Origin of the sequence: Macrococcus animalis (genome assembly GCF_047425875.1) — a bacterium.
In the GTDB taxonomy this organism is placed as follows: domain Bacteria; phylum Bacillota; class Bacilli; order Staphylococcales; family Staphylococcaceae; genus Macrococcoides; species Macrococcoides animalis.
On the sequence record NZ_CP179727.1, the window covers coordinates 871,100 to 890,860 of the forward strand.

Below are 19,761 nucleotides of genomic sequence, written 5' to 3' on the forward strand. Positions count from 1 at the left end.
TTATCCAAATAGTATCATTGATACATATAATCCAACTAACGTTGCAAACAACACCGGAATTGTAATGACAATACCTGTCTTAAAGTAAGTACCCCATGATATCTTAACGCCTTTACCACTTAATACATGTAACCATAAAAGTGTTGCAAGACTTCCGATTGGTGTAATCTTTGGACCTAAGTCACATCCAATAACGTTCGCATATACTAATGCATCTTGAATCATACCTGTCGCTGCACTTTGTTTAATAGCAATTGAATCAATTAATACTGTTGGCATGTTATTCATGACAGACGATAATATCGCTGATAAGAAACCCATCCCCATTATTGTTCCAAATAAATTCATTTGTGTAATGTTGTCAATCACACCTGCAAGTAAACTTGTTAATCCCACATTTTTTAGTCCATAAACTACAACATACATGCCAATCGAGAAAAATACAATCGCCCATGGTGCGCCTTTTACTACTTTACCCGTATTTACGGCAGGACTATGTCTAGCAAACATAATGAATATAAATGCGATGACCATAGCTACAATACTTACTGGAAAATTAATAAAATCGCTGATTAAGTAACCAACTAACAGAATCGCTAATACAAGCCAAGACATTTTAAATAACTTCATATCTTTAATTGCTGATTTCGGTTCACGTAACGTACTCGCATCATACGACTTCGGAACATTACGCTTAAAGTATAACCAAAGTACTGTAATACTCGCAATTAAACTGAATATGTTCGGAATGAACATGTGTTTAGCGTATTCCATAAATGAAATATTAAAATAATCTGCAGAAACGATATTGACTAAGTTACTCACAACAAGCGGTAAACTGGTTGTATCTGCAATAAATCCTGATGCAATGATAAAAGGAAAGACCATCTTCTCATTAAAGTTTAAGTTACGTACCATCGCTAACACAATTGGTGTTAATATGAGTGCTGCACCGTCATTTGCAAAAAATGCTGCTACAATTGCCCCTAAAATACATACGTAGACAAACATCTTGAATGAATTTCCTTTAGCAAGATGCGTCATGTGTAATGCTGCCCATTCAAAGAATCCTATTTCGTCTAATATAAGAGAAATTAATATGACTGCAATAAATGTAAATGTTGCGTTCCACACGATATTTGTTACATCTATAACATCATTAAAATCAACGACACCAAAGATTAATGCTAAAATAGCTCCTCCTACAGCTGAGTAACCAATTGATAAGTTCTTCGGCTGCCAGATGACTAATGTTAATGTAATTAAAAATATTGCGATTGCAATGCCTGTTATCATAGTGCTGCTACCTCTTCTATAAATACATCATACGGTTGTATTGCTACAAACGATTGATGCTTGATTAAATGTATTAATTTCATTTCTTCCTGCTTGAATCTTACTGTTAAACATATCATCAGTCCCATGATTAGCACTTCTTTTTTGTTTTGCACACACAATTTTGATGGGGGACAAAGATTTGATTTTGTAGTTTGACAATTTGTTCAATGACTTCTAAGTTATTGGCGTACATGACGTTCGTTCCCTCTTTCCAACTTGTAACGATACCACTTTGTTTCAACTGCTTCATGTGATGTGATAATGTCGGTTGAGAGAATTCAAAGTGTTCTAATATATCACATGCACATAATGGGCGACAACTGAGTAAATCTACAATCTCTAACCTATTTTTGTCTGACAATACTTTCAGCAACTTTGCTATATATTCATAATCCATAACTTCACCTCTTTATATAGATGGTCATCTATATTTCTTGTTTAGTATACATTGAATATAGACGTTTGTCTATATTCATATCAAAAAAAGATCATAATAATATGATCTTAATCTATGAACCCTAATTCTTTGGCCATTTTCCAGGCAAGCACCCTATTGTCAGCACCCAATTTTTCAAGAATAATACTTGTATAGTTTCTAACTGTACCGTCACTCAAAAAGAGTTTATGACTGATTTCCTTACTTGTTAAACCATCACCAATTAACGATAATATTTCTTGCTCTTTACCCGATAAAGGATTTTTAGTTAGCATCATTGGCATCAATTCAGGACTATATTCTTTTCTTCCGTTCATTACTAAAGCAATTGTTTCTATTAAATCGTCTACAGAACGTTCTTTAAGTACATATGCATCCACATCTAAATTAATTGCACGTTCGAAATATCCTGGTCTTTTAAATGTTGTCACGATAATAACTTTCACGTCTAATGTTTGCTCACGAATGTATGATAAGACTTCTAATCCACTCTTCTCTGGCATCTCAATATCAAGTAAAGCTACATCAAAGGTATTATCTATCATTTCAATCGCTTCTGTACCATTCGAAACACTGATGATTTCATCAAACGAACCACTTATCATTAATAACTTCTTCATCGCTTCGCGTAACATACTCTGATCTTCTGCATGGAGTAACTTCATTACTTCACCTCTATTGTGATGTATACACCTAACCCTGATTTCAAATCTTCTGTTGTTATTGTCCCACCCATTGCTGCAACTCGCGTTTCAACGCTTTTCAAAATAACATTCCCTGGTAATCCTCGGCCATTATCTTCTATTATCAAATTAAGTGACTCATCTATTTGATTTACTGATAACAAGACTTTAGTCGCGTTACTATGTTTTACGACGTTATTGATTAACTCTTTTATCAACATACTGATTTCATGTTGTTGTAATTCTCCAACGTGTTTATAATTCACATGACGTTCAAACTCAATACCGGCGTCAGTTAATATTTTTCCAACATGCGTTACTTCATCATCAATCGTTGTTGATTTAATATCATTAATAATACTCCTCACTTTATATAAAGAAGTTTGCGACAACATCTGAATTTCTTTCAATTCATCTTGCGCCATTTCAGGATATTGGTCCATCAATTTCATTGCGAGTTCTGACTTAATTGCAAGCGTACTAAACACTTGTCCAAGTGAATCATGTAGGTCTTGAGAAATACGATTACGTTCTATTTGTGATGATAGTAATGCGAGTTTCTCATTCTTTATATTCATTTCATATTGTTTACGAGATTGCTCTGCAAAGTAATCCATCGAGAACATCATCATAATGATGAATAGAAAGTGTGGCATTAATTCAATTCCTAAGTTCATATCTTTCATGATAATGACTAAATAATTTGCTACAAATGTAATCAACATTATCTGACCATAAGCTGATTTCACTGTCTTCCCTAACGCATAGGGCACATATGAAATTGGAAACAAATAAAATAATATATTACCAACATTACAGAAATGAATAAAAAATGTGATAGATACAATTACAATGCAAAATGCCGAAAATACATATTTATTCTTATTTTTATTCATCATGTATATTGCAGAACATGCATATAGCGTAATAACGATTAACTTCAAAAATTTCCATTCAAATTGTTGTGTTGCTAACATATTAGATATTGGAAATATCAAAAAGATTAGTGAAGTTCCATATTGTAATAAATTAATATGACGCCATTTCATTTAAATCACTTCCGATCTCCTTCTCATCCATACACTTACTATTATAAAGATGACAGCATAGATAAGTAAAATACCAATCGATTCCCATGGATAAGTATCTTCGAATTGTCCTGCTGCAATATTTTTAAAATTATACGTTGGCGTCATTTTCGCAATCGGTTGTAACCACTCAGGGAAAGTTACGACCGGGAACCAAAGACCTCCGAGCATTGCTAAACCTAAATATAATATATTACCTAATGTGCTGACTTTCTGAGCATCTTTAAATTGTGATAATAATATGCCAAGCGTTAAGAAAATAATACCACCAAACAACAATCCAAAGAAGCTAATCACCCATTCTTGTGCACTCATATTCACACCTTTCACGAAGTGACCGACTAAAAATACTATGACAATAGAAATCATAAACATGATAACAATCTTTATCACTTTGCATAAGTAATAAATAATTGGGTTGAGTGGTGTTCTAAATAAAGAACGACTCCAACCATTATTCTTATCGTTAATCATTTCTACAGGGAACGTAAATATCGCAAAGCTTGTTAAACTAAATGTTGTCATTGATAGCATATAGTCACGAATATAAAATGCTAACTGTTCTGGTTTTGGTGTCTTCATTAAAGCTGCAAATACTAAAAAGAAAATGACAGGTAACAGTACCGACATAATAAACACACTTTTACGTTGACTCATATCAATCATCTCATACTTCAACATCGCATTAAACTGTTTCATGACGCTCCTCCTCTACAACTTTAAAGACACGGTCTAATAATGATTCGTTCGTGATTTCAACATGCTCAAAACTAATATGATAATGCATCAAAACTTTAATGACTGCATCCACTTTAGATGTATGAATGACAATGTAATCACCGTCTAATTTTGAATGAGCAATGTCGTTGAGTTCTTTCATTACTACATCATATTTCCTAGGTAATACAATTTGCTTTTGGCTAGATTCTTCACGCAGTGCACGTGGTGTTGAATCACGAACAACTTCACCTTGATGCAGTACAACAATACGATCTGACAAACTCTCAACCTCTTCAATATAATGTGAAGTAAATAATATCGTCTTACCCTCTGACTTCAATTGTTTAATCAACTCATAGAAACGTTTACGTGTTGTTGTATCCATACCAACAGTTGGTTCATCTAAAATGATAAACTCAGGACGACCTATTAATGTAAGTGCTACGTCTAATATACGCTTCTGACCACCAGATACTTTATCTGCTTCCGTGTTCAAAACCGAATCATCAAAACGTGTAATTGTTTTAATTTCATCCATCGTTAATGCGTTTGGATATAAGTTTTGGAACAATTCAATGATTTGTCGTACTTTCATGTTTGGTGTGAAATAAGTGTGTTGATACAAGACACTCGTTTTATTATGATCTAGAACCAGAGACTGACCTTCAATTGTCCCTGCTGTCATCTTTTTATTACCTAACATACAATCGATTAAAGTCGACTTCCCTGCACCGTTCGGACCAACAAGAGCCATCGCGTCACCTTTGTTAATCGTTAAATTAATATCTTTTAGAATGTGCTTCTTACCAATATCTTTATTTAAGTTTGTAATTGAAATCATGAGAATCACCCTCCTTACCTTTATTAAACAATAAAGTAGGTAAAATGATAATTCACATACGTCATGAGTTTGATGTGACATTTGTCATGAGGATAGATGGAGGGATTGGTAGAGGAAATGTCGTACTCAATGCCGGTATTTTGTCGGATTATTTTTTCACATCATATCAAATCCCCTTCATTTTTGGCCGATAAAAAAATCCTTCTCCGTTATAGAGAAGGAAAATAGAAGCTTATAATGCGTTGATCATCCAAGTGACACCAAACGGATCATTAAAGTGACCGTAAAGTTTAGACCATTCAGTTTGTCCTAAAGGCATTTCTTCTTTACAACCAGCCGCAACGGCTTTATTATAAAATTTGGTCGCTGCTTTGATCTCTTCTTCATTGTTGCCATCAAGCGTGAAGCAAACAGATGTCCCTTCATTACTTACTGCTTTTTGACCCCAAGTATCACTAACCATAAAACGTTCACCGAAAATCTCAAACTCAGCATTCATTACGAATTGCTTTGCAACGTCTTCTGGCATTTTGAAATCGGCTGGCATGTCTTTGAACATTTCATCGTCACCTAAAGTTTTGCTAATAATCTTTGCGCCTAAATGTTGTTCGTAAAAGTCTAGCACCTCTAAAGTATTGTGAAAATTAAAATACGGTACTGCTTTAATCATGTTACCATCCCCTTTGGTTTAAGATTTATACAATATAAAATACATCTTAAGTATAAGAATTCATTAATGATAAGTAAAATATGAAGTTATTCACTTTTTCTATCAATAAACAGAACTTCTCCATTAATATACTCAATATTATCCCCATCAAACAGCACCGCTTCATTATCACGAATGCAATATGTATTCATTTTTGTTCCATGTAAAATTCGCTCATAATATTCATCTTTATAATGACAGGTAATCGCATAATCTATTAATCCTAAAGGTTCAGTATCACGAGCTTCTTCATAATATGAAACATCTTTTCCAAGTGATATTCCTCCACCACTTTGTCCATAAATCACTTTTTCTTTTTCAAACATCATAATTAATTCTTCAATATCAGCTGATCTAATCTCACCAACTAACTTCGAGATAGATCCTCCACTGATATAAATCGCTTCATATTGATTAAGTAATTCTTGTGTAATATCATTCAACCTTGTACACATTTCAATTTTACGAATCCCTAAACTTTCAAACATATCTTTAACATAGACATAGCTATCTTGGTAACTCCTAATCGATTCATCACCTGCATTCGGGATATAAAGTACATTACCTTTATCAATTGTATTAGCAAAAAAATGGTTCACTAAAACATTACTTTCTTTCGATCCACCACCGGAAATTAATATAGTCATCCTCTCACTCCTTTAATACTGAATATATCACACTGATTGCGAGACCCATTTTCCCTTTATTTGTGGATAAATCATCCTCAATTATATAGACAGTCGGTGTTAAGGTTTTGAAAGTTTCTGTAAGTTCCAGCGGCACCTTCATTGAATTCATGTTCATTAATCCTTCAACTCGTATATCTCTTGTTAATTTATCCGATTGCACTTCAAATTTCTGATTGTCTATCTCTATTTCAAATACATAATCAAGAAATGATTGCAGTAGCTGTTGCTTTACTTTTCCAATAATATTTTTATCTTCATCTAAAATAATAAACGTTGGATTTGTTGTACCCTTAATATCAATATATAAAATGATATTCCCATCAACATCTTCTACCTTATGCTCAAATGGTTGTGCTCTCACAAAATTTTCTAGATTTGCAAGCATAAACGATTTTATATTTGTAATATTGGGTTTGTATTTTCCTAGAAATGCACCACTAACTGAAAATATTAAATATTGGCTATAAAAAGAAACGTCCTTTTGTATAACAAATTTTTTATGTTTATTAATATCTTCATATACTTCAATACTACAATCCGTCTTTTTAACCTTTCTAAAATAAATTAACGCGAGGCTAAAAAAGATGATTGCTATTGCAGCATCTCCAAGCCCTTCTGCAATTTCTTGATGATAGAATAATTCAAACAGCGCAAATCCTAAGTAGCCAGCACCAATCACCAAACTTATCCATGCAACCCTCTGAAATCGACTTTTTAACACATTTTCACTCCTCAAATTACTTTCTTATATCATAACATCCATTAATATCCACCTCAATATTAGCACCATAACCAAACTATCGATGTAAATTCTCACTTTTCTTTCGCTTATTTGCACAATATCATTTAAAATTGAATTGAAGTTATATATTGGAGGTTATTATGTTAACTTGGAAAGAAGAAATGTTACTCCCTGTGAATATCGAGAGAGTTTGGTCTTTATTTGATATAGAGAATATTCAACGTATTATGCCTCAAGTGGTTGAAATGAAAGTGTTAGAAAAGAAACCAGGTGTTGTTGGTTCGACGTATGAACAGTCATACAAAGAAGGTAATAAAGTGATGAAATATATTGTAACTGATTTAGAACATGAGGATACGCCTACACGTAAGCACAATAAGTCAGGATTTCAACTGGCTAAGATGTTTGATATTGAAGCAGATTATGTATTAGAAAAGATTTCAGAACACGAAACACGTTTTACTTACAGTGGTTCAAACAGAGGGATTAACCTTGCAGGAAAAGCAATGCTGAAAGTTATGCCCAAAAAACAAAATCAAAAAGTGGTTGATCGTTTTATGGAACGTGTAAAACAAGAAGCTCTAAAGGAGACGATATAATACAATTAGGAAATTTTTCAGTAAGCTTACCGGTTAAAGACATCCATGCATCACTTAAATTTTATGAAACATTAGGCTTTGAGCAAGTGAGTGGTGACATGACTCAAAACTGGATTGTATTAAGTAACGGTTCAGCACGTATTGGTTTATTTCAAGGGATGTTTGAAGAATTTATGATGACATTTAACCCGAAATGGGACGCCTTAGGTCAGGCTACAGAAGGCACAGATGTTCGAGAAATTGCAACGAAATTAGAATCAGCAGGGTACGAATTGATAACACCACTTACAGCAGAAAATGAGGAAGGTCCTGGTTATTTCATGATAAAAGATTTAGACGGTAATACATTATTATTTGACCAGCACGTATAAGGAGAATGAATATGGAGAAATTTTGTCAAAGCTGTGGAATGCCCCTTAATTTACACGGTGAAGATGTAAACGGAACAGAATCAGATGGTAGTTTAAGCGCAAAGTTTTGTAACTATTGTTATAAAGACGGTAAATATATTGATCCTGATATTACAATGTCCGAAATGCTTATACGTGGTAAGAACGGTATTTCAAATGGTAAAGGCAATCCAGTCGTTAAATTTATGATGAAAACTTTCTATCCAATGCAACTTAAAAAATTAGAGCGATGGAAATAACGAAACAGCTTAGGGATATTCCTAAGCTGTTTTTTCTTTTTGAATGTCAATCTTCCCACCTTTTCTCTGCAGGAAGATAAACACAAACGTTAAACTCATGAATCCAAAACCTGATATGTAAATTGGTATATCTACTCCGAATTGTTGCGCAACAATTCCTCCAAGTAAAGAACCAACTGGCATTGCTAACATACATAAAGCATTCATAATTGTACCAACTCGTGCTAATACCTTATTATCTACCATCTTCTGAATATATGTGAACATACTTATATTCAACACCATGATTGGTAGTATAGATAAACCGTATATGAATACTGATGCATAGTAATTTGAAAAGACAGCAGTCAGTATCATGCATATACCTGAAATGAATGGTGACACCATGAGTATTTTATTAATATCAATATCTTTAAACTTTGGTGTAATTATTGAACCCATCAATGCAAATACGACACTTGCTGTTAAGTAGTAACCATATGCATAATCCCCACCTCTACTAAAAGTAAATGCAGGCAAAATCGCATTCGTCATACTACCCGTAAAATTTGCTATCATTGCTGGTAACGTGAATAAAACTAATTTATTTCCTGTGAAATATCTCCAGCCATCAACTATTGATTCTCTATAAACCTTCGTATTGAATTCTCCATTATCTATATGTTGATATTTAATTTTATAAAAAAATAACACTGCCAAAAAGAAAGTCGCTGCATTTATAAAATATATACTTTCAATTCCTGCTTTCATTACGATCCAAACGGTTACCAATTTAGCAATAACACTTATTATTGTTGAACCTGTATTCACAAAACTGTTATATCCTATCAATTCATCTTCTTCCATAACCAATGGTGAAAGCGCACTTTCTGAATTTGCCTCAATGATTTCTATTAGCCCTAATAAGAATAAACTAAATAATAACCAACCTATTGGCATAAGTCCTAAGTAGAACATCATAGCAATAAATATCATTATGATAAACTGTAATATTTGAGCGACTAACATCATCTTCTTTCGATTGAAATGATCTATGATAGGTCCTGCAAAAGCTGATAAAATACCCGGTGTGAAAATTATTGCAGATGTAATACTTGTAATAAATGCATCTTTCGTCACATCAAAGATGTACCACATAATTGCTACTGAATAGATTGAATCGCCTAGATCTGAAATCAGTCTTCCTGTCAAAAGATAATTTTTATTTGACATATTATCACTCCTTTTATTTTTATCGTTAAAATATATTTTACCGGTAAAAATAAATAAGTCAACACTAATTATCAGAATATTAAAACAGAAAAGTAGAGCAGCAATTTCGCTACTCTACTTTTCTTCTTCCTTATATGAAGATAATTGAATCTGATACGTATTCTTATTTTTTTCATTTTTATATTTTTCTTCATATTTTTGACTCAGTGCTCTCATTTCATTCATTAATTCCATCCATTGTTCATATGGTAATATCACTTCAAGATTTGACATTTGCGCGCTGTTTTGAATTTCTATCTTCTTCAACTCTTCATCAGTCAAATCACCATACTCTTTTGCGTCTCGCTTCACCATATCAAATACTTTTTGAATTTCTAACGTATAGAACGCTTCGATAGTATCAAAGTTATCCATTATAGTTGGATAATCAAAGTTGATCTGAGCTTTCTTTAAATGCTCGCTCGAATAATAGTATTCTGTCATATTTTTTACTTGTTTTTCTTCAACAATCTTTAATGCATTAACTTCTATTAGTTTTTTTATTGGATAATATAAATTAGAAGTCTTTACTTCTAAAACTCTTGCCAGTTCTTTAGTCGTCATTGCCTTATCACGTGTTAGATTGACAATTTGATTCGCCTTTTCATCAATTAATATCTTCAGAAATTCATTTGTCATAAATTCACCTACATTTTATCATTTAAATTCATTTTATCATAAAAAATAAGTTGAGAAATATTATTGATAAATGACAAACCTCTTTCTATGCCATCCTATTTAAAATAATGTATGATTACTTTATTAAATTTATTGGAGTGTTGTTATGATTTACATACTACTCGCCTTAATGATCGGACTGATGATGCCTATTCAAACTGCGGTGAATTCTAGATTACGTACATATGTATTATCGCCTTTCATGGCGTCATTTATTTCATTTTTAGTGGGCACACTCTTTTTATTCATCATGACTTTAGCAACGAAACACAGTGTATTGATTCCTTTGGCTGTATTTCAAAATAATCCATTTTGGATCTGGCTAGGTGGGTTACTTGGTGTTATCGGTCTTACGACTAACATCTTACTTTTCCCTAAACTTGGTGGTGTTCAAACTGTAGTGTTACCCATCATGGGTCAAATCCTGATGAGCATGATGATTGATCACTTTGGTTTATTTTACTCCCCAGAGAAAAGTTTCACATTACTTAGACTTGTTGGGATTGTCATTTTGATTATTGGTGTGTTCTGCGTAATCGTATTACCAGACTATTTAAGAAAGAAAAATCATGGGTTTAATAAAGAAAATGATTCGATTAACAAACTACCATTCCAAATTGCTGGTATCATTGCAGGGATGATGATGGCGAGTCAATCTGCTATTAATGGACATCTTGGTGGTCTATTAAATTCTGCTGTCCACGCAGCATTTGTATCTTTTTTAGTTGGCACAACAGTACTATTATTATTAGTAACTATCGTTTATCGTCAACTCGGTAATTTCAAATTGGCACTTGGTAAAGACAAACCTTTATGGATTTGGTGTGGGGGTATTCTCGGATCCTTCTTTGTGCTTATAATGGCGTATTTAGTACCCCTTATAGGTACAGGTTTAGTAGTTGTTATTTGCTTATTTGGGCAAATCTTATGTAGTGTTGCTATCGATACATTCGGCCTACTTGGTGCACAAAAAGCGCCAGTGACCCGTATTCAAGTGCTAGGGCTTTGCCTTTTATTTTGTGCAGTTATATTCATACGCTTCTTTTAATGGACTAAATAATTCCACCCATACTAACAAAATCATTTTCATTTATATTACATATTTTGTTATACTTGTATCGAGGTGATTATGATGAATAATACATTACCATTACTAGATATCAGGGCTAATACTTCTCTCGTTTACAAAGTTTCTAGAGTTGAAAATCATCCAAAATATGTTTGTTTTGAAATTGCATTTATTGTTGAAAACCAAAATATACAATTCACACATACGATATTTGAAGATGAACTGCCTGTACTAAATAGACTCCTTCTATTAGAAATAGGAGAATATCATTTTTTTGAACCCGATATATATTTTGAAGTAAAACAAGTTCATGAAACTACAATTGATATTAATCTTTATTTAGATATAGACTTAATTAATGGTATCCCCTCAAATGACAAATATAAATCTTATGATATGGTTGTGGATAAGAAATCGTTTATTCAATTAATTGAATTCCTAATGTATCATTTAAAGAATTAATTTTAATCAATTTATTTTATATTATTTTTTCTATCAGTAATCATTCGATTGAGTTGTTGATCGAATGATTTTAATTTTTTATTGCCCATAAAGAAACTTAGACCCGTTTCTACCTCTCCCGTAATTTCCATCTTAGTACTACGTGTTAATTCCATCACTTTATGCTTTGATAGATTTAATTCACGAATTTTTTTATTCACGTTATCCGTTAAATACCCTCTATACCAAGTAGTATATAGATATAACATCATCCACATTAATGTACCGGCTCCACTATATAAATAACGTGAATCACTACTTAATAACGCCAGAATAATAAACACTATTACAAATACAAACATTAAAATAAGTAATATCTTTTGTTTTGTAGAAAAATAATTTAACAATTTTATCCCTCCTAATATCTCCCTCGTTACAAACGAATCATATTCTTATTTTACTCAATTTGTATTTTAATGACTACAAATACTAGACAATAATGCGTTTTCATTATATACTTATTTCAAATACTATCGTTCATATGCAAGAAATAAAGGATCTTCACATCATTACAAAGAGTAATAATGTAAGACATCACTTCTTTGTAATATGTGGAGTGTTTTTTATAAAACATTAGATATTATTTAATAATTTTTTGGAGGTCATTATTATGACACAAGGTACAGTTAAATGGTTTAACGCAGAAAAAGGTTTTGGATTCATCGAAGTTGAAGGTGGAGACGACGTATTCGCTCACTTCAGTGCTATTCAAGGTGAAGGTTACAAATCTTTAGAAGAAGGTCAAGCAGTTGAATTCGAAATCGAAGAAGGTCAACGTGGACCTCAAGCTGCTAACATCGTTAAATTATAATATTTAATGTTGAAAAATAAGCCCTCAAGGGGCTTATTTTTTTTTGATCAAATCTCTATATTCTATTATTTATTCTCACAAAAATGACATTAATAATATTAAATTAAATAAATAATAATACGATTTTAAACGATACCTACGGTCTTTTAAATGAAATATTGATTTAATCACGAGAACATACGTTTGACTTATTGATATATCCGTTATATACTTAAGTCAAATATATCGAACATATGCAACAAACAAAGATTCTTCACATATTACAAAAAGTAATCGTGTTAAGTCGAGACTTTTTGTAATATGTGAATTTTTCTTTGTATGAGAAACATTAGATATTATTTAATAATTTATTGGAGGTCATTATTATGACACAAGGTACAGTTAAATGGTTTAACGCAGAAAAAGGTTTTGGATTCATCGAAGTTGAAGGCGGAGACGACGTATTCGCTCACTTCAGCGCTATCGAAGGTGAAGGTTATAAATCTTTAGAAGAAGGTCAAGCAGTTGAATTCAATATCGAAGAAGGTCAACGTGGACCTCAAGCTGCTAACATCGTTAAATTATAATATTTAATGTGAATTAGGAACCCATTCGTGGGTTTCTTTTTTTGTATATTTTTATGCAATATTGTTCCAATAAGATACATATGATATTATAATTGGTATAAATACACAATAAAGGTTGGGGTTCTATGAGAGAATTGCTTGTTGGTATTGTAATATTAGTTTTTATTTTATTTGAAATTTTTAAGTATAAAGTATTTGGTCACACCTCTTTCTTCAAAGCAAAACATCCATTAAATAACGAGAAAAAGAAAATTGGGACTACTGCTTATGCTAGAACATTTGAATATGTTATTGGTATCCTCTTCTTATTTTCTTTCTATAAATTATTAACTCTTGATAACTCAAAAGCATTTAATATTATTCATGACGTTCCTGAACTGATCTATCTAGGTGCAACTTTAATCGTCTTAATCTATAGTTATTTCAAAGAAAACAAATCATTTCATTAAATAAAATAATAAATTTATACCCAAAAATCACCATACCTATAGCGTTTGTATGACAATAGATATATTTAAAGAAGCTTTGCGCATTGACAAATAATTATATCCGTTATATACTTAAGTCAAATATATCGAACATATGCAAGAAACGTAAGTACTTCACATATTACAAAAAGTAATCGTGTTAAGGGTTTGCTTTTTGGAATGTGTGAAGTTTTCTTATGTAAAACATTAGATATTATTTAATAATTTTTTGGAGGTCATTATTATGACACAAGGTACAGTTAAATGGTTTAACGCAGAAAAAGGTTTTGGATTCATCGAAGTTGAAGGCGGAGACGACGTATTCGCTCACTTCAGCGCTATCGAAGGTGAAGGTTACAAATCTTTAGAAGAAGGTCAAGCAGTTGAATTCAATATCGAAGAAGGTCAACGTGGACCTCAAGCTGCTAACATCGTTAAATTATAATATTTAATGTTGAAAAATAAGCCCTCAAGGGGCTTATTTTTTTTGATTTTTTTCGTGCAATCATACACATTTAGGGTGTATTAGTACCACTTCTTCTTTTTAAAATAAATCATACTTACAACGAGCATTAACGCCATAATGATTAATACGCCAAAGTACCCGAATTTCCACTTAAGTTCAGGCATATAGTCAAAGTTCATACCATATATTCCTGCAATAAGTGTCATAGGTAAAAATACAGTTGATACAAGTGTGAGTATTTGCATCACACGGTTCATGCGATAGTTATTATATGACTCGTAATTACTTCTTATTTCATCTGTTAATTCTTGCGCGTTATTGATAATATTTTTTTGTTTAATCATATGGTCTTGTATATGATGAACATAATGATGATCATGTTCAGTTTCAATTAAATATTCATTTCGCTCTATTTCATCAACTAACTCTGACATTGGAGCGATGATGCCTTTGATACGAATCAATTTAGATCTCAAATCAAATATGTCATCCATAATTTGATGTTGATGTTTATCTTTCGCGTGACGTCTTTCAAATTTCAATACTTTATCTTCTATCGATTCTACTGTTTCCGTATAAAAATCCACAATTTTATCCAGTAACATCATTGCAGCTACTTTTGGTGTTAAATTCTCTGGTGCTTCTTCTTCAAGTTCTTTCGCTAGTGCATCAATTTCATCCGTCGCTTCAATATCTTCGGCGTGATATGTAATAAAGACATTATTTTTCAGCAACACATTAATCGTTTCTGCTTCATACGTATCTGGTTCTATTTTTTGATACACTAAATATTCGTAATCGTTATAGTTCTTATATTTCGGTCTTGAATTACTATGTATGACGTCTTCTATCGTTAAACCATTGATATCGAAGTGCTTTTTGAATAATTCACTTTCTTCTGCGTTTGCACCTTCAAAGTCAAACCATATAAAACTTGCATCTTTTGGTAGGTCTTCAATTGTTTCTGCTCGTTCTAATCTATTATTATTTTGGTACATAATACTTAACGCCAATTATCTCACCCCTCTTACGCATATTATACTGTATTTCCATATAAAAAGACCAAGACTAATCGTCTTGGTCAAAGCGTGCTTAAACATTTTAGTTTCCGTTAAACATCCAGTGTACACCGTATTTGTCATCTAATGCGCCCATTACACCGCCCCAAAATTGTTCAGCGATTGGCATTTCTACTTTCGTATCGGCATGTGCTGCTACTTTATTAAATAATGCTGTCATTTTTGCTGTATCTTCAACACTTTCCTTATCCCAGTTAAGTGATAGTACGATGCTGTTATTGAAATCTCCTGCTTTATTGAATCTGTCGGCCGCATAAATGATATGTCCTGCTACTTTGAATGAAGAATGCATTGTCATTTCTTCTGCTTGCTCAGGGTCTACACCAAATTGTCCTGCCTGTTCTTTTCCTACTGGTAATCTGTTTACGTCTGTAGCTCCAAATACTTCTTCATAATATGCTAAAGCTTCTTTTGCACTTTCAAACGCTAAGTAAGGAATTAATTGTGTCATGATAGACCTCCAAATTATTTATTTAATTTCAAATTAAATATACCACAACTTAAATTTATTACATAATTTTTACCTATTTTGAAGTTACCACTTTATCATCGTATACACTAATTGTTCCTCCATAGTTCGCCACCCACACATCACCTGTCGTATTCTCATAAGTAATACCGATTGGATGGACTCCAGCATCAACGCGCGTAATTTCCTTTAATGTTTTCGTATCAAATTTTGATACTGTATTTTCATCATAGTTGACAATATATACAGCAGTGCTATCAGGAGATATTGCCATAGAACGTGGCTCTTTACCAGTAGTTGCTCGACCTATTACTTTGTCTGTTGCTACGTCATATTTTAATAATTCATTCGCACCTGCTACTGTAATATAGATAGTCTTTCCTTTATCATCTAATACTAAATGACGTGGTCTTTGACCTGTTTGCAAAATCATTTCGCTCTTTCCTGAAGCCAAATCTACTTTATAAATTTCATTTGAGAACATTGCTGTCACATATGCTGTCTTATTATCAGGAAGCGAAACAATACCACGCGGCATCGCATTTAATGGGATTTGTTCAGTTTCTTTCGCTGTTTTAGTATCGACTACTGATAATGATTTATCACACCAGTTCGAAACAAGTAATTTAGAATCATCTTGTGTTAATGCAACATATTTCGGTACACGTCCCACTTGAATGACTTGATCCCAGTCTTTCTTTTCAGCATTATAACGATAAACGACAGATTCAGCAATCGCTTTACCTGCTGAGCACATATCTTCAGCTTCAGCACCGTGGTCAGTTAATTGGTATTGAGATACGTAAGCAAACTTACCATCTGTCGTCCAAACTGCTTCAACTGGCGCACCACTTACGGGTTGATCAAATCCTTCGATCCCATATTTATTAAAGTCTACTGTATCTGATAGCTTCTTAACAAGCTTACGTGATTTCGCATCATATACTGTAATCGTATGTTGATACATCATATTATTTGCAATCACTGATCCTTTATTATTTGCGACAACCAATTTCGGAGTAATAGGACCTTCACTGATTGTATCAATCAACTTCATCGTCGTTGTATTTGATGCGGATCGATTCTTATCAATTTGGTCTGTAGTAATATCATTTTTAGTAATCTTAGGTGTTTTGATTTTATTTTCATCGTTCGTTTGCTCTGTTTTTGTCGCACTATTTTTTGATGATTCTTTCACTATTTCTTTCTTGTCTTCAACACCACAACCTGAAACAAGTAAAATGATTGATAATAACAACATATAAATCCAGCGCATAGTATACTCCTTTTCATTTCCATATTTTATTTAAATATAGCACAAACTTAATGATGGTACATTGAATAATTTAGCTTCCATAAAATTCTATGTTATATTATCAGTAAGATTATAGATGAGGTGATAGAGATGTGGCAGGAAACAAGATTTTCAAAACATATTGGCATACAATATCCTATCGTTCAAGCAGGTATGGCAGGAAGTACTACGCCAGAACTTGTTGCTGCTGTTAGTAATGAAGGGGGATTAGGAACTATTGGCGCAGGTTATATGACATCAAACACTTTGAAACAAGAGATTGAAGCGGTTCGCAGTTTAACGAATAAGCCATTCGCTGTGAATTTGTTTGTTCCAGAAGCATTTGAAGAAAATGTTGAAGATGTAAAGAAGGTACAGGAACAACTTCAACCCTATTATGATCAATATAATTTAGATACAGCTAATGTTCAATCTCATCCAGAAAGTGAATTCATCAACAAACTACAGCTGTTAATTAATATGAAAGTGCCTGTGATTAGCTTTACGTTTGGTATTCCTGATAAAACAACTGTAAATCAATTAAAAGCACAAGGTATTATCACAATAGCAACGGCAGGTTCTGTTGAAGAAGCTACAGAAATTGAACATAATGGCTTTGATATGGTTGTTGCGCAAGGTCATGAAGCCGGAGGACATAAAGGTTCATATAAAGAAGCACGTGGAATCGGTACTATGGCACTCATACCTCAAGTAGTAGACAATGTATCGATTCCAGTTATCGCGGCCGGAGGTATTATGGATGCACGTGGGGTTCTGGCGGCAATCACTTTAGGTGCTTCGGGCGTTCAAATGGGCACAGCATTTCTAACCACAAATGAGAGCAAAGCACCAAGTGTTCATAAAGAAGCGATTATTCATGCACAGCCTAGAGATACAACTATTACGAAAGTATTCAGTGGTAAAAGTGCACGTGGTATAGAAAATAAAATCATTCGTGATTTAGAATCAAGCGACATCGCACCACTTCCGTATCCTTTACAAAATGACTTAACGACAAGTATTCGTAAAAGTGCAGCAAGCGCTGGTGATACTGATTATTTACACATGTGGTGTGGTCAAGCACCAATGCTCGCTAAAAAAATGAATGCGCAAGCCCTATTTAGAGATATCGTTTCACATGTAGATAATATGATTTTGGATTTAACAGCGAGTAAATCCTAAGTTCACACAAAAAGGTCTCGACGTTGGTCGAGACCTTTCTCTATATATTTTCTTTTTTCTTTTGATATAAATAAATAGGTATACCGAATAATGTTATCAATATTCCCGTAATTGCTAATGCAAACTGTGTAAATAGTGTATTTACCATGACAAAGATGCCTGCGAATAAAGCTATCATCGGAATAATTGGATACATTGGCACTTGGTAAGGTCGTACTAATTCTTTTTCTCTCTTACGTAATACAAACACTGCGTAAAATGCCATACAATAAAATGCCCAAATAACAAAGATCAGCATATTTGTAATAGAATCAAATGCACCTAGAGATACCATAACTGTTGCAATAACCACCTGTATTAAACCACTTAACCAAGGCGTACCTGTACTTGTCTGTTTCGTAAATACATTCTTAAATGGTAACATTCCTTGGTGTGCCATCGTTTCAGGCACACGCATACCAGTCATAGTATAACCATTCATCGCCCCATATACTGAAACGAGTATCCCAATCGTTATAAGTTTACCTCCTGATTGACCAAATAATATTTGCGCTGTATCCGTCGCTGCATTTAAGTTTCCTTTCAAATCAGCAATTGGTTGTGTCAATAAGAACGTTGCATTCACAAGCAAATAGATAACCGTAACTAATCCTAAACCTAAAGTGATTGCAAGTGGTAAATCTCTTTTGGGGTTCTTCATTTCCCCGGCAATATTACCTACATGAATCCACCCATCATACGCAAACATCGTTGCAAGCAGTCCAGCACCAAGTGCTACAAAAAAGTGAATACCAGTATCCCCTGTATTCGGAACAAGTGACACCTTAACATCTCCGGTTTGCATTAAACCAAATACTACAATCACAATAATCGGAATCAATTTCACAACTAACGTAATTGATTGCAAAATTCCGCCAGCTTTAGACCCTAAACAGTTAATTAATAGTATTGAAATCATTGCCAATAATGACACTGGAAATATCATCGCTTTACCGATATCAAATAAATTATCAATTTGTTGCGCAAATATAATTGACTGTGCTGCAACCATTGCCGGAAAATAGATAAAGCTCTGAGCCCATCCAGATAAGAATCCAAAAAATTTACCATACGTATATTCGATATACGTTGTTAGTCCACCATTACGTGGAATCGCTGCAGCAAGTTCAGCGACAGTCAAACCTGCACAAATCGTAATCACACCTCCTAATAACCATACGAATAATGCCATGCCAGGCGTGCCTGTTACTTCTGTAATGTTTGAAATTTTAAAGAATACACCCGAACCAATCACAGTACCCATTACAAGCGCTAATGCTGGAAAGAAGCCTATCCCTTTATTTTTAATTGTTGATTGACTCATAATATCCTCCTTAATCACTCAACAATAATATCACAAACATCACTAAAAAAAACACCTCCAAAACTACACGT

Annotated in this window: 27 protein-coding genes; 10 read left to right on the top strand and 17 right to left on the bottom strand. The window is 33.2% G+C overall.

What is annotated here, in order from left to right; genetic code table 11:
- The 10 genes from ACMGE9_RS04465 to ACMGE9_RS04510 all read right to left on the bottom strand — a co-directional run bounded on the left by ACMGE9_RS04465 (position 1) and on the right by ACMGE9_RS04510 (position 7,225).
- A complete protein-coding gene (locus tag ACMGE9_RS04465; protein ID WP_414044443.1) occupies positions 1–1,293 on the bottom strand; it encodes an arsenic transporter in 1,293 nt (430 codons plus the stop codon).
- Entirely contained in the window at positions 1,293–1,424 is a 132-nt protein-coding gene (locus ACMGE9_RS04470; protein ID WP_414044053.1) for a hypothetical protein, read from the bottom strand. The genes ACMGE9_RS04465 and ACMGE9_RS04470 overlap by 1 nt, the downstream gene beginning before the upstream one ends.
- Before the next feature lie 2 nt (positions 1,425–1,426).
- Positions 1,427–1,735, bottom strand: a complete 309-nt coding sequence (locus ACMGE9_RS04475) for an ArsR/SmtB family transcription factor (RefSeq protein ID WP_414044054.1) — start codon at positions 1,733–1,735, stop codon at positions 1,427–1,429.
- Between the two features lie 107 nt (positions 1,736–1,842).
- Entirely contained in the window at positions 1,843–2,439 is a 597-nt protein-coding gene (locus tag ACMGE9_RS04480) for a response regulator (RefSeq protein WP_414044055.1), read from the bottom strand.
- Entirely contained in the window at positions 2,439–3,506 is a 1,068-nt protein-coding gene (locus ACMGE9_RS04485; protein ID WP_414044056.1) for a sensor histidine kinase, read from the bottom strand. The genes ACMGE9_RS04480 and ACMGE9_RS04485 overlap by 1 nt, the downstream gene beginning before the upstream one ends.
- A complete protein-coding gene (locus tag ACMGE9_RS04490; RefSeq protein WP_414044057.1) occupies positions 3,507–4,244 on the bottom strand; it encodes an ABC transporter permease in 738 nt (245 codons plus the stop codon).
- Positions 4,231–5,106, bottom strand: a complete 876-nt coding sequence (locus ACMGE9_RS04495) for an ABC transporter ATP-binding protein (RefSeq protein ID WP_414044058.1) — start codon at positions 5,104–5,106, stop codon at positions 4,231–4,233. Before ACMGE9_RS04495 ends, ACMGE9_RS04490 begins: the two co-directional genes overlap by 14 nt.
- A 232-nt stretch (positions 5,107–5,338) precedes the next feature.
- Entirely contained in the window at positions 5,339–5,776 is a 438-nt protein-coding gene (locus ACMGE9_RS04500; RefSeq protein WP_414044059.1) for a VOC family protein, read from the bottom strand.
- 86 nt (positions 5,777–5,862) lie between these two features.
- Positions 5,863–6,462 (bottom strand): Type 1 glutamine amidotransferase-like domain-containing protein, encoded by a 600-nt coding sequence (locus ACMGE9_RS04505; protein WP_414044060.1) that lies wholly within the window; start codon positions 6,460–6,462, stop codon positions 5,863–5,865.
- 4 nt (positions 6,463–6,466) lie between these two features.
- A complete protein-coding gene (locus ACMGE9_RS04510) occupies positions 6,467–7,225 on the bottom strand; it encodes a hypothetical protein (protein ID WP_414044061.1) in 759 nt (252 codons plus the stop codon).
- Positions 7,226–7,386: 161 nt separating this feature from the next.
- On the opposite strand from ACMGE9_RS04510, the gene ACMGE9_RS04515 reads away from it, so the two are divergent.
- The 3 genes from ACMGE9_RS04515 to ACMGE9_RS04525 are packed head-to-tail and all read left to right on the top strand — an operon-like array spanning position 7,387 to position 8,494.
- Entirely contained in the window at positions 7,387–7,845 is a 459-nt protein-coding gene (locus ACMGE9_RS04515) for an SRPBCC family protein (protein WP_414044062.1), read from the top strand.
- 41 nt (positions 7,846–7,886) lie between these two features.
- Positions 7,887–8,216 (top strand): VOC family protein, encoded by a 330-nt coding sequence (locus ACMGE9_RS04520; protein WP_414044444.1) that lies wholly within the window; start codon positions 7,887–7,889, stop codon positions 8,214–8,216.
- 11 nt (positions 8,217–8,227) lie between these two features.
- Entirely contained in the window at positions 8,228–8,494 is a 267-nt protein-coding gene (locus tag ACMGE9_RS04525) for a zinc ribbon domain-containing protein (RefSeq protein ID WP_414044063.1), read from the top strand.
- Positions 8,495–8,515: 21 nt separating this feature from the next.
- On the opposite strand, the gene ACMGE9_RS04530 is transcribed toward ACMGE9_RS04525, so the two are convergent.
- Both ACMGE9_RS04530 and ACMGE9_RS04535 read right to left on the bottom strand, forming a co-directional pair.
- Entirely contained in the window at positions 8,516–9,706 is a 1,191-nt protein-coding gene (locus ACMGE9_RS04530) for an MFS transporter (protein ID WP_414044064.1), read from the bottom strand.
- Between the two features lie 114 nt (positions 9,707–9,820).
- Positions 9,821–10,384, bottom strand: coding sequence for a hypothetical protein (locus ACMGE9_RS04535; protein ID WP_414044065.1), 564 nt, complete (start codon positions 10,382–10,384; stop codon positions 9,821–9,823).
- A 145-nt stretch (positions 10,385–10,529) separates the two neighbouring features.
- Here ACMGE9_RS04535 and ACMGE9_RS04540 point away from each other — a divergent pair, with 145 nt between their 5' ends.
- The gene (locus ACMGE9_RS04540; RefSeq protein WP_414044066.1) at positions 10,530–11,471 is read left to right on the top strand and encodes a DMT family transporter; all 942 of its coding nucleotides are present in this window, start codon (positions 10,530–10,532) and stop codon (positions 11,469–11,471) included.
- Positions 11,472–11,552: 81 nt separating this feature from the next.
- Positions 11,553–11,954, top strand: coding sequence for a hypothetical protein (locus tag ACMGE9_RS04545; RefSeq protein WP_414044067.1), 402 nt, complete (start codon positions 11,553–11,555; stop codon positions 11,952–11,954).
- Between the two features lie 11 nt (positions 11,955–11,965).
- Here ACMGE9_RS04545 and ACMGE9_RS04550 read toward each other — a convergent pair whose 3' ends face one another.
- Entirely contained in the window at positions 11,966–12,340 is a 375-nt protein-coding gene (locus ACMGE9_RS04550) for a hypothetical protein (RefSeq protein ID WP_414044068.1), read from the bottom strand.
- Between the two features lie 263 nt (positions 12,341–12,603).
- On the opposite strand from ACMGE9_RS04550, the gene ACMGE9_RS04555 reads away from it, so the two are divergent.
- The 4 genes from ACMGE9_RS04555 (at position 12,604) to ACMGE9_RS04570 (ending at position 14,282) form a co-directional block, all read left to right on the top strand.
- On the top strand, positions 12,604–12,804 hold the full coding sequence (locus ACMGE9_RS04555) for a cold-shock protein (RefSeq protein ID WP_414044069.1): 201 nt from the start codon (positions 12,604–12,606) through the stop codon (positions 12,802–12,804).
- Positions 12,805–13,169: 365 nt separating this feature from the next.
- Positions 13,170–13,370 carry a cold-shock protein gene (locus ACMGE9_RS04560; RefSeq protein ID WP_101141384.1) on the top strand — a complete coding sequence of 67 codons (201 nt, stop codon included), beginning with the start codon at positions 13,170–13,172 and terminating at the stop codon, positions 13,368–13,370.
- Positions 13,371–13,495: 125 nt separating this feature from the next.
- On the top strand, positions 13,496–13,819 hold the full coding sequence (locus ACMGE9_RS04565; RefSeq protein WP_414044070.1) for a hypothetical protein: 324 nt from the start codon (positions 13,496–13,498) through the stop codon (positions 13,817–13,819).
- A 262-nt stretch (positions 13,820–14,081) separates the two neighbouring features.
- Positions 14,082–14,282 carry a cold-shock protein gene (locus ACMGE9_RS04570; RefSeq protein ID WP_101141384.1) on the top strand — a complete coding sequence of 67 codons (201 nt, stop codon included), beginning with the start codon at positions 14,082–14,084 and terminating at the stop codon, positions 14,280–14,282.
- An 80-nt stretch (positions 14,283–14,362) separates the two neighbouring features.
- Here the strand turns inward: ACMGE9_RS04570 and corA are convergent, their stop codons facing one another.
- The 3 genes from corA to ACMGE9_RS04585 form a co-directional block, all read right to left on the bottom strand.
- Positions 14,363–15,316, bottom strand: coding sequence for a magnesium/cobalt transporter CorA (gene corA, locus ACMGE9_RS04575; protein WP_414044071.1), 954 nt, complete (start codon positions 15,314–15,316; stop codon positions 14,363–14,365).
- Between the two features lie 88 nt (positions 15,317–15,404).
- Complete coding sequence (locus ACMGE9_RS04580; protein WP_414044072.1) at positions 15,405–15,833, bottom strand: VOC family protein; 429 nt, start codon at positions 15,831–15,833, stop codon at positions 15,405–15,407.
- A 73-nt stretch (positions 15,834–15,906) separates the two neighbouring features.
- Positions 15,907–17,127 (bottom strand): YncE family protein, encoded by a 1,221-nt coding sequence (locus tag ACMGE9_RS04585; RefSeq protein ID WP_414044073.1) that lies wholly within the window; start codon positions 17,125–17,127, stop codon positions 15,907–15,909.
- Between the two features lie 129 nt (positions 17,128–17,256).
- Here ACMGE9_RS04585 and ACMGE9_RS04590 point away from each other — a divergent pair, with 129 nt between their 5' ends.
- The gene (locus ACMGE9_RS04590; RefSeq protein WP_414044074.1) at positions 17,257–18,327 is read left to right on the top strand and encodes an NAD(P)H-dependent flavin oxidoreductase; all 1,071 of its coding nucleotides are present in this window, start codon (positions 17,257–17,259) and stop codon (positions 18,325–18,327) included.
- Between the two features lie 40 nt (positions 18,328–18,367).
- Here the strand turns inward: ACMGE9_RS04590 and ACMGE9_RS04595 are convergent, their stop codons facing one another.
- Positions 18,368–19,690: an APC family permease gene (locus tag ACMGE9_RS04595; protein WP_414044075.1), complete on the bottom strand. Its 1,323-nt coding sequence runs from the start codon at positions 19,688–19,690 to the stop codon at positions 18,368–18,370.
- Between the last annotated feature and the right edge of the window lie 71 nt (positions 19,691–19,761).

Coding starts and splice junctions, on each gene's coding strand:
- ACMGE9_RS04470 (WP_414044053.1), bottom strand. CDS start 1,424: ATGGGACTGATGATATGTTTAACAGTAAGATTCAAGCAGGAAGAAATG.
- ACMGE9_RS04475 (WP_414044054.1), bottom strand. CDS start 1,735: ATGGATTATGAATATATAGCAAAGTTGCTGAAAGTATTGTCAGACAAA.
- ACMGE9_RS04480 (WP_414044055.1), bottom strand. CDS start 2,439: ATGAAGTTACTCCATGCAGAAGATCAGAGTATGTTACGCGAAGCGATG.
- ACMGE9_RS04485 (WP_414044056.1), bottom strand. CDS start 3,506: ATGAAATGGCGTCATATTAATTTATTACAATATGGAACTTCACTAATC.
- ACMGE9_RS04490 (WP_414044057.1), bottom strand. CDS start 4,244: ATGAAACAGTTTAATGCGATGTTGAAGTATGAGATGATTGATATGAGT.
- ACMGE9_RS04495 (WP_414044058.1), bottom strand. CDS start 5,106: ATGATTTCAATTACAAACTTAAATAAAGATATTGGTAAGAAGCACATT.
- ACMGE9_RS04500 (WP_414044059.1), bottom strand. CDS start 5,776: ATGATTAAAGCAGTACCGTATTTTAATTTTCACAATACTTTAGAGGTG.
- ACMGE9_RS04505 (WP_414044060.1), bottom strand. CDS start 6,462: ATGACTATATTAATTTCCGGTGGTGGATCGAAAGAAAGTAATGTTTTA.
- ACMGE9_RS04515 (WP_414044062.1), top strand. CDS start 7,387: ATGTTAACTTGGAAAGAAGAAATGTTACTCCCTGTGAATATCGAGAGA.
- ACMGE9_RS04525 (WP_414044063.1), top strand. CDS start 8,228: ATGGAGAAATTTTGTCAAAGCTGTGGAATGCCCCTTAATTTACACGGT.
- ACMGE9_RS04530 (WP_414044064.1), bottom strand. CDS start 9,706: ATGTCAAATAAAAATTATCTTTTGACAGGAAGACTGATTTCAGATCTA.
- ACMGE9_RS04535 (WP_414044065.1), bottom strand. CDS start 10,384: ATGACAAATGAATTTCTGAAGATATTAATTGATGAAAAGGCGAATCAA.
- ACMGE9_RS04540 (WP_414044066.1), top strand. CDS start 10,530: ATGATTTACATACTACTCGCCTTAATGATCGGACTGATGATGCCTATT.
- ACMGE9_RS04545 (WP_414044067.1), top strand. CDS start 11,553: ATGATGAATAATACATTACCATTACTAGATATCAGGGCTAATACTTCT.
- ACMGE9_RS04555 (WP_414044069.1), top strand. CDS start 12,604: ATGACACAAGGTACAGTTAAATGGTTTAACGCAGAAAAAGGTTTTGGA.
- ACMGE9_RS04560 (WP_101141384.1), top strand. CDS start 13,170: ATGACACAAGGTACAGTTAAATGGTTTAACGCAGAAAAAGGTTTTGGA.
- ACMGE9_RS04565 (WP_414044070.1), top strand. CDS start 13,496: ATGAGAGAATTGCTTGTTGGTATTGTAATATTAGTTTTTATTTTATTT.
- ACMGE9_RS04570 (WP_101141384.1), top strand. CDS start 14,082: ATGACACAAGGTACAGTTAAATGGTTTAACGCAGAAAAAGGTTTTGGA.
- ACMGE9_RS04580 (WP_414044072.1), bottom strand. CDS start 15,833: ATGACACAATTAATTCCTTACTTAGCGTTTGAAAGTGCAAAAGAAGCT.
- ACMGE9_RS04585 (WP_414044073.1), bottom strand. CDS start 17,127: ATGCGCTGGATTTATATGTTGTTATTATCAATCATTTTACTTGTTTCA.
- ACMGE9_RS04590 (WP_414044074.1), top strand. CDS start 17,257: ATGTGGCAGGAAACAAGATTTTCAAAACATATTGGCATACAATATCCT.
- ACMGE9_RS04595 (WP_414044075.1), bottom strand. CDS start 19,690: ATGAGTCAATCAACAATTAAAAATAAAGGGATAGGCTTCTTTCCAGCA.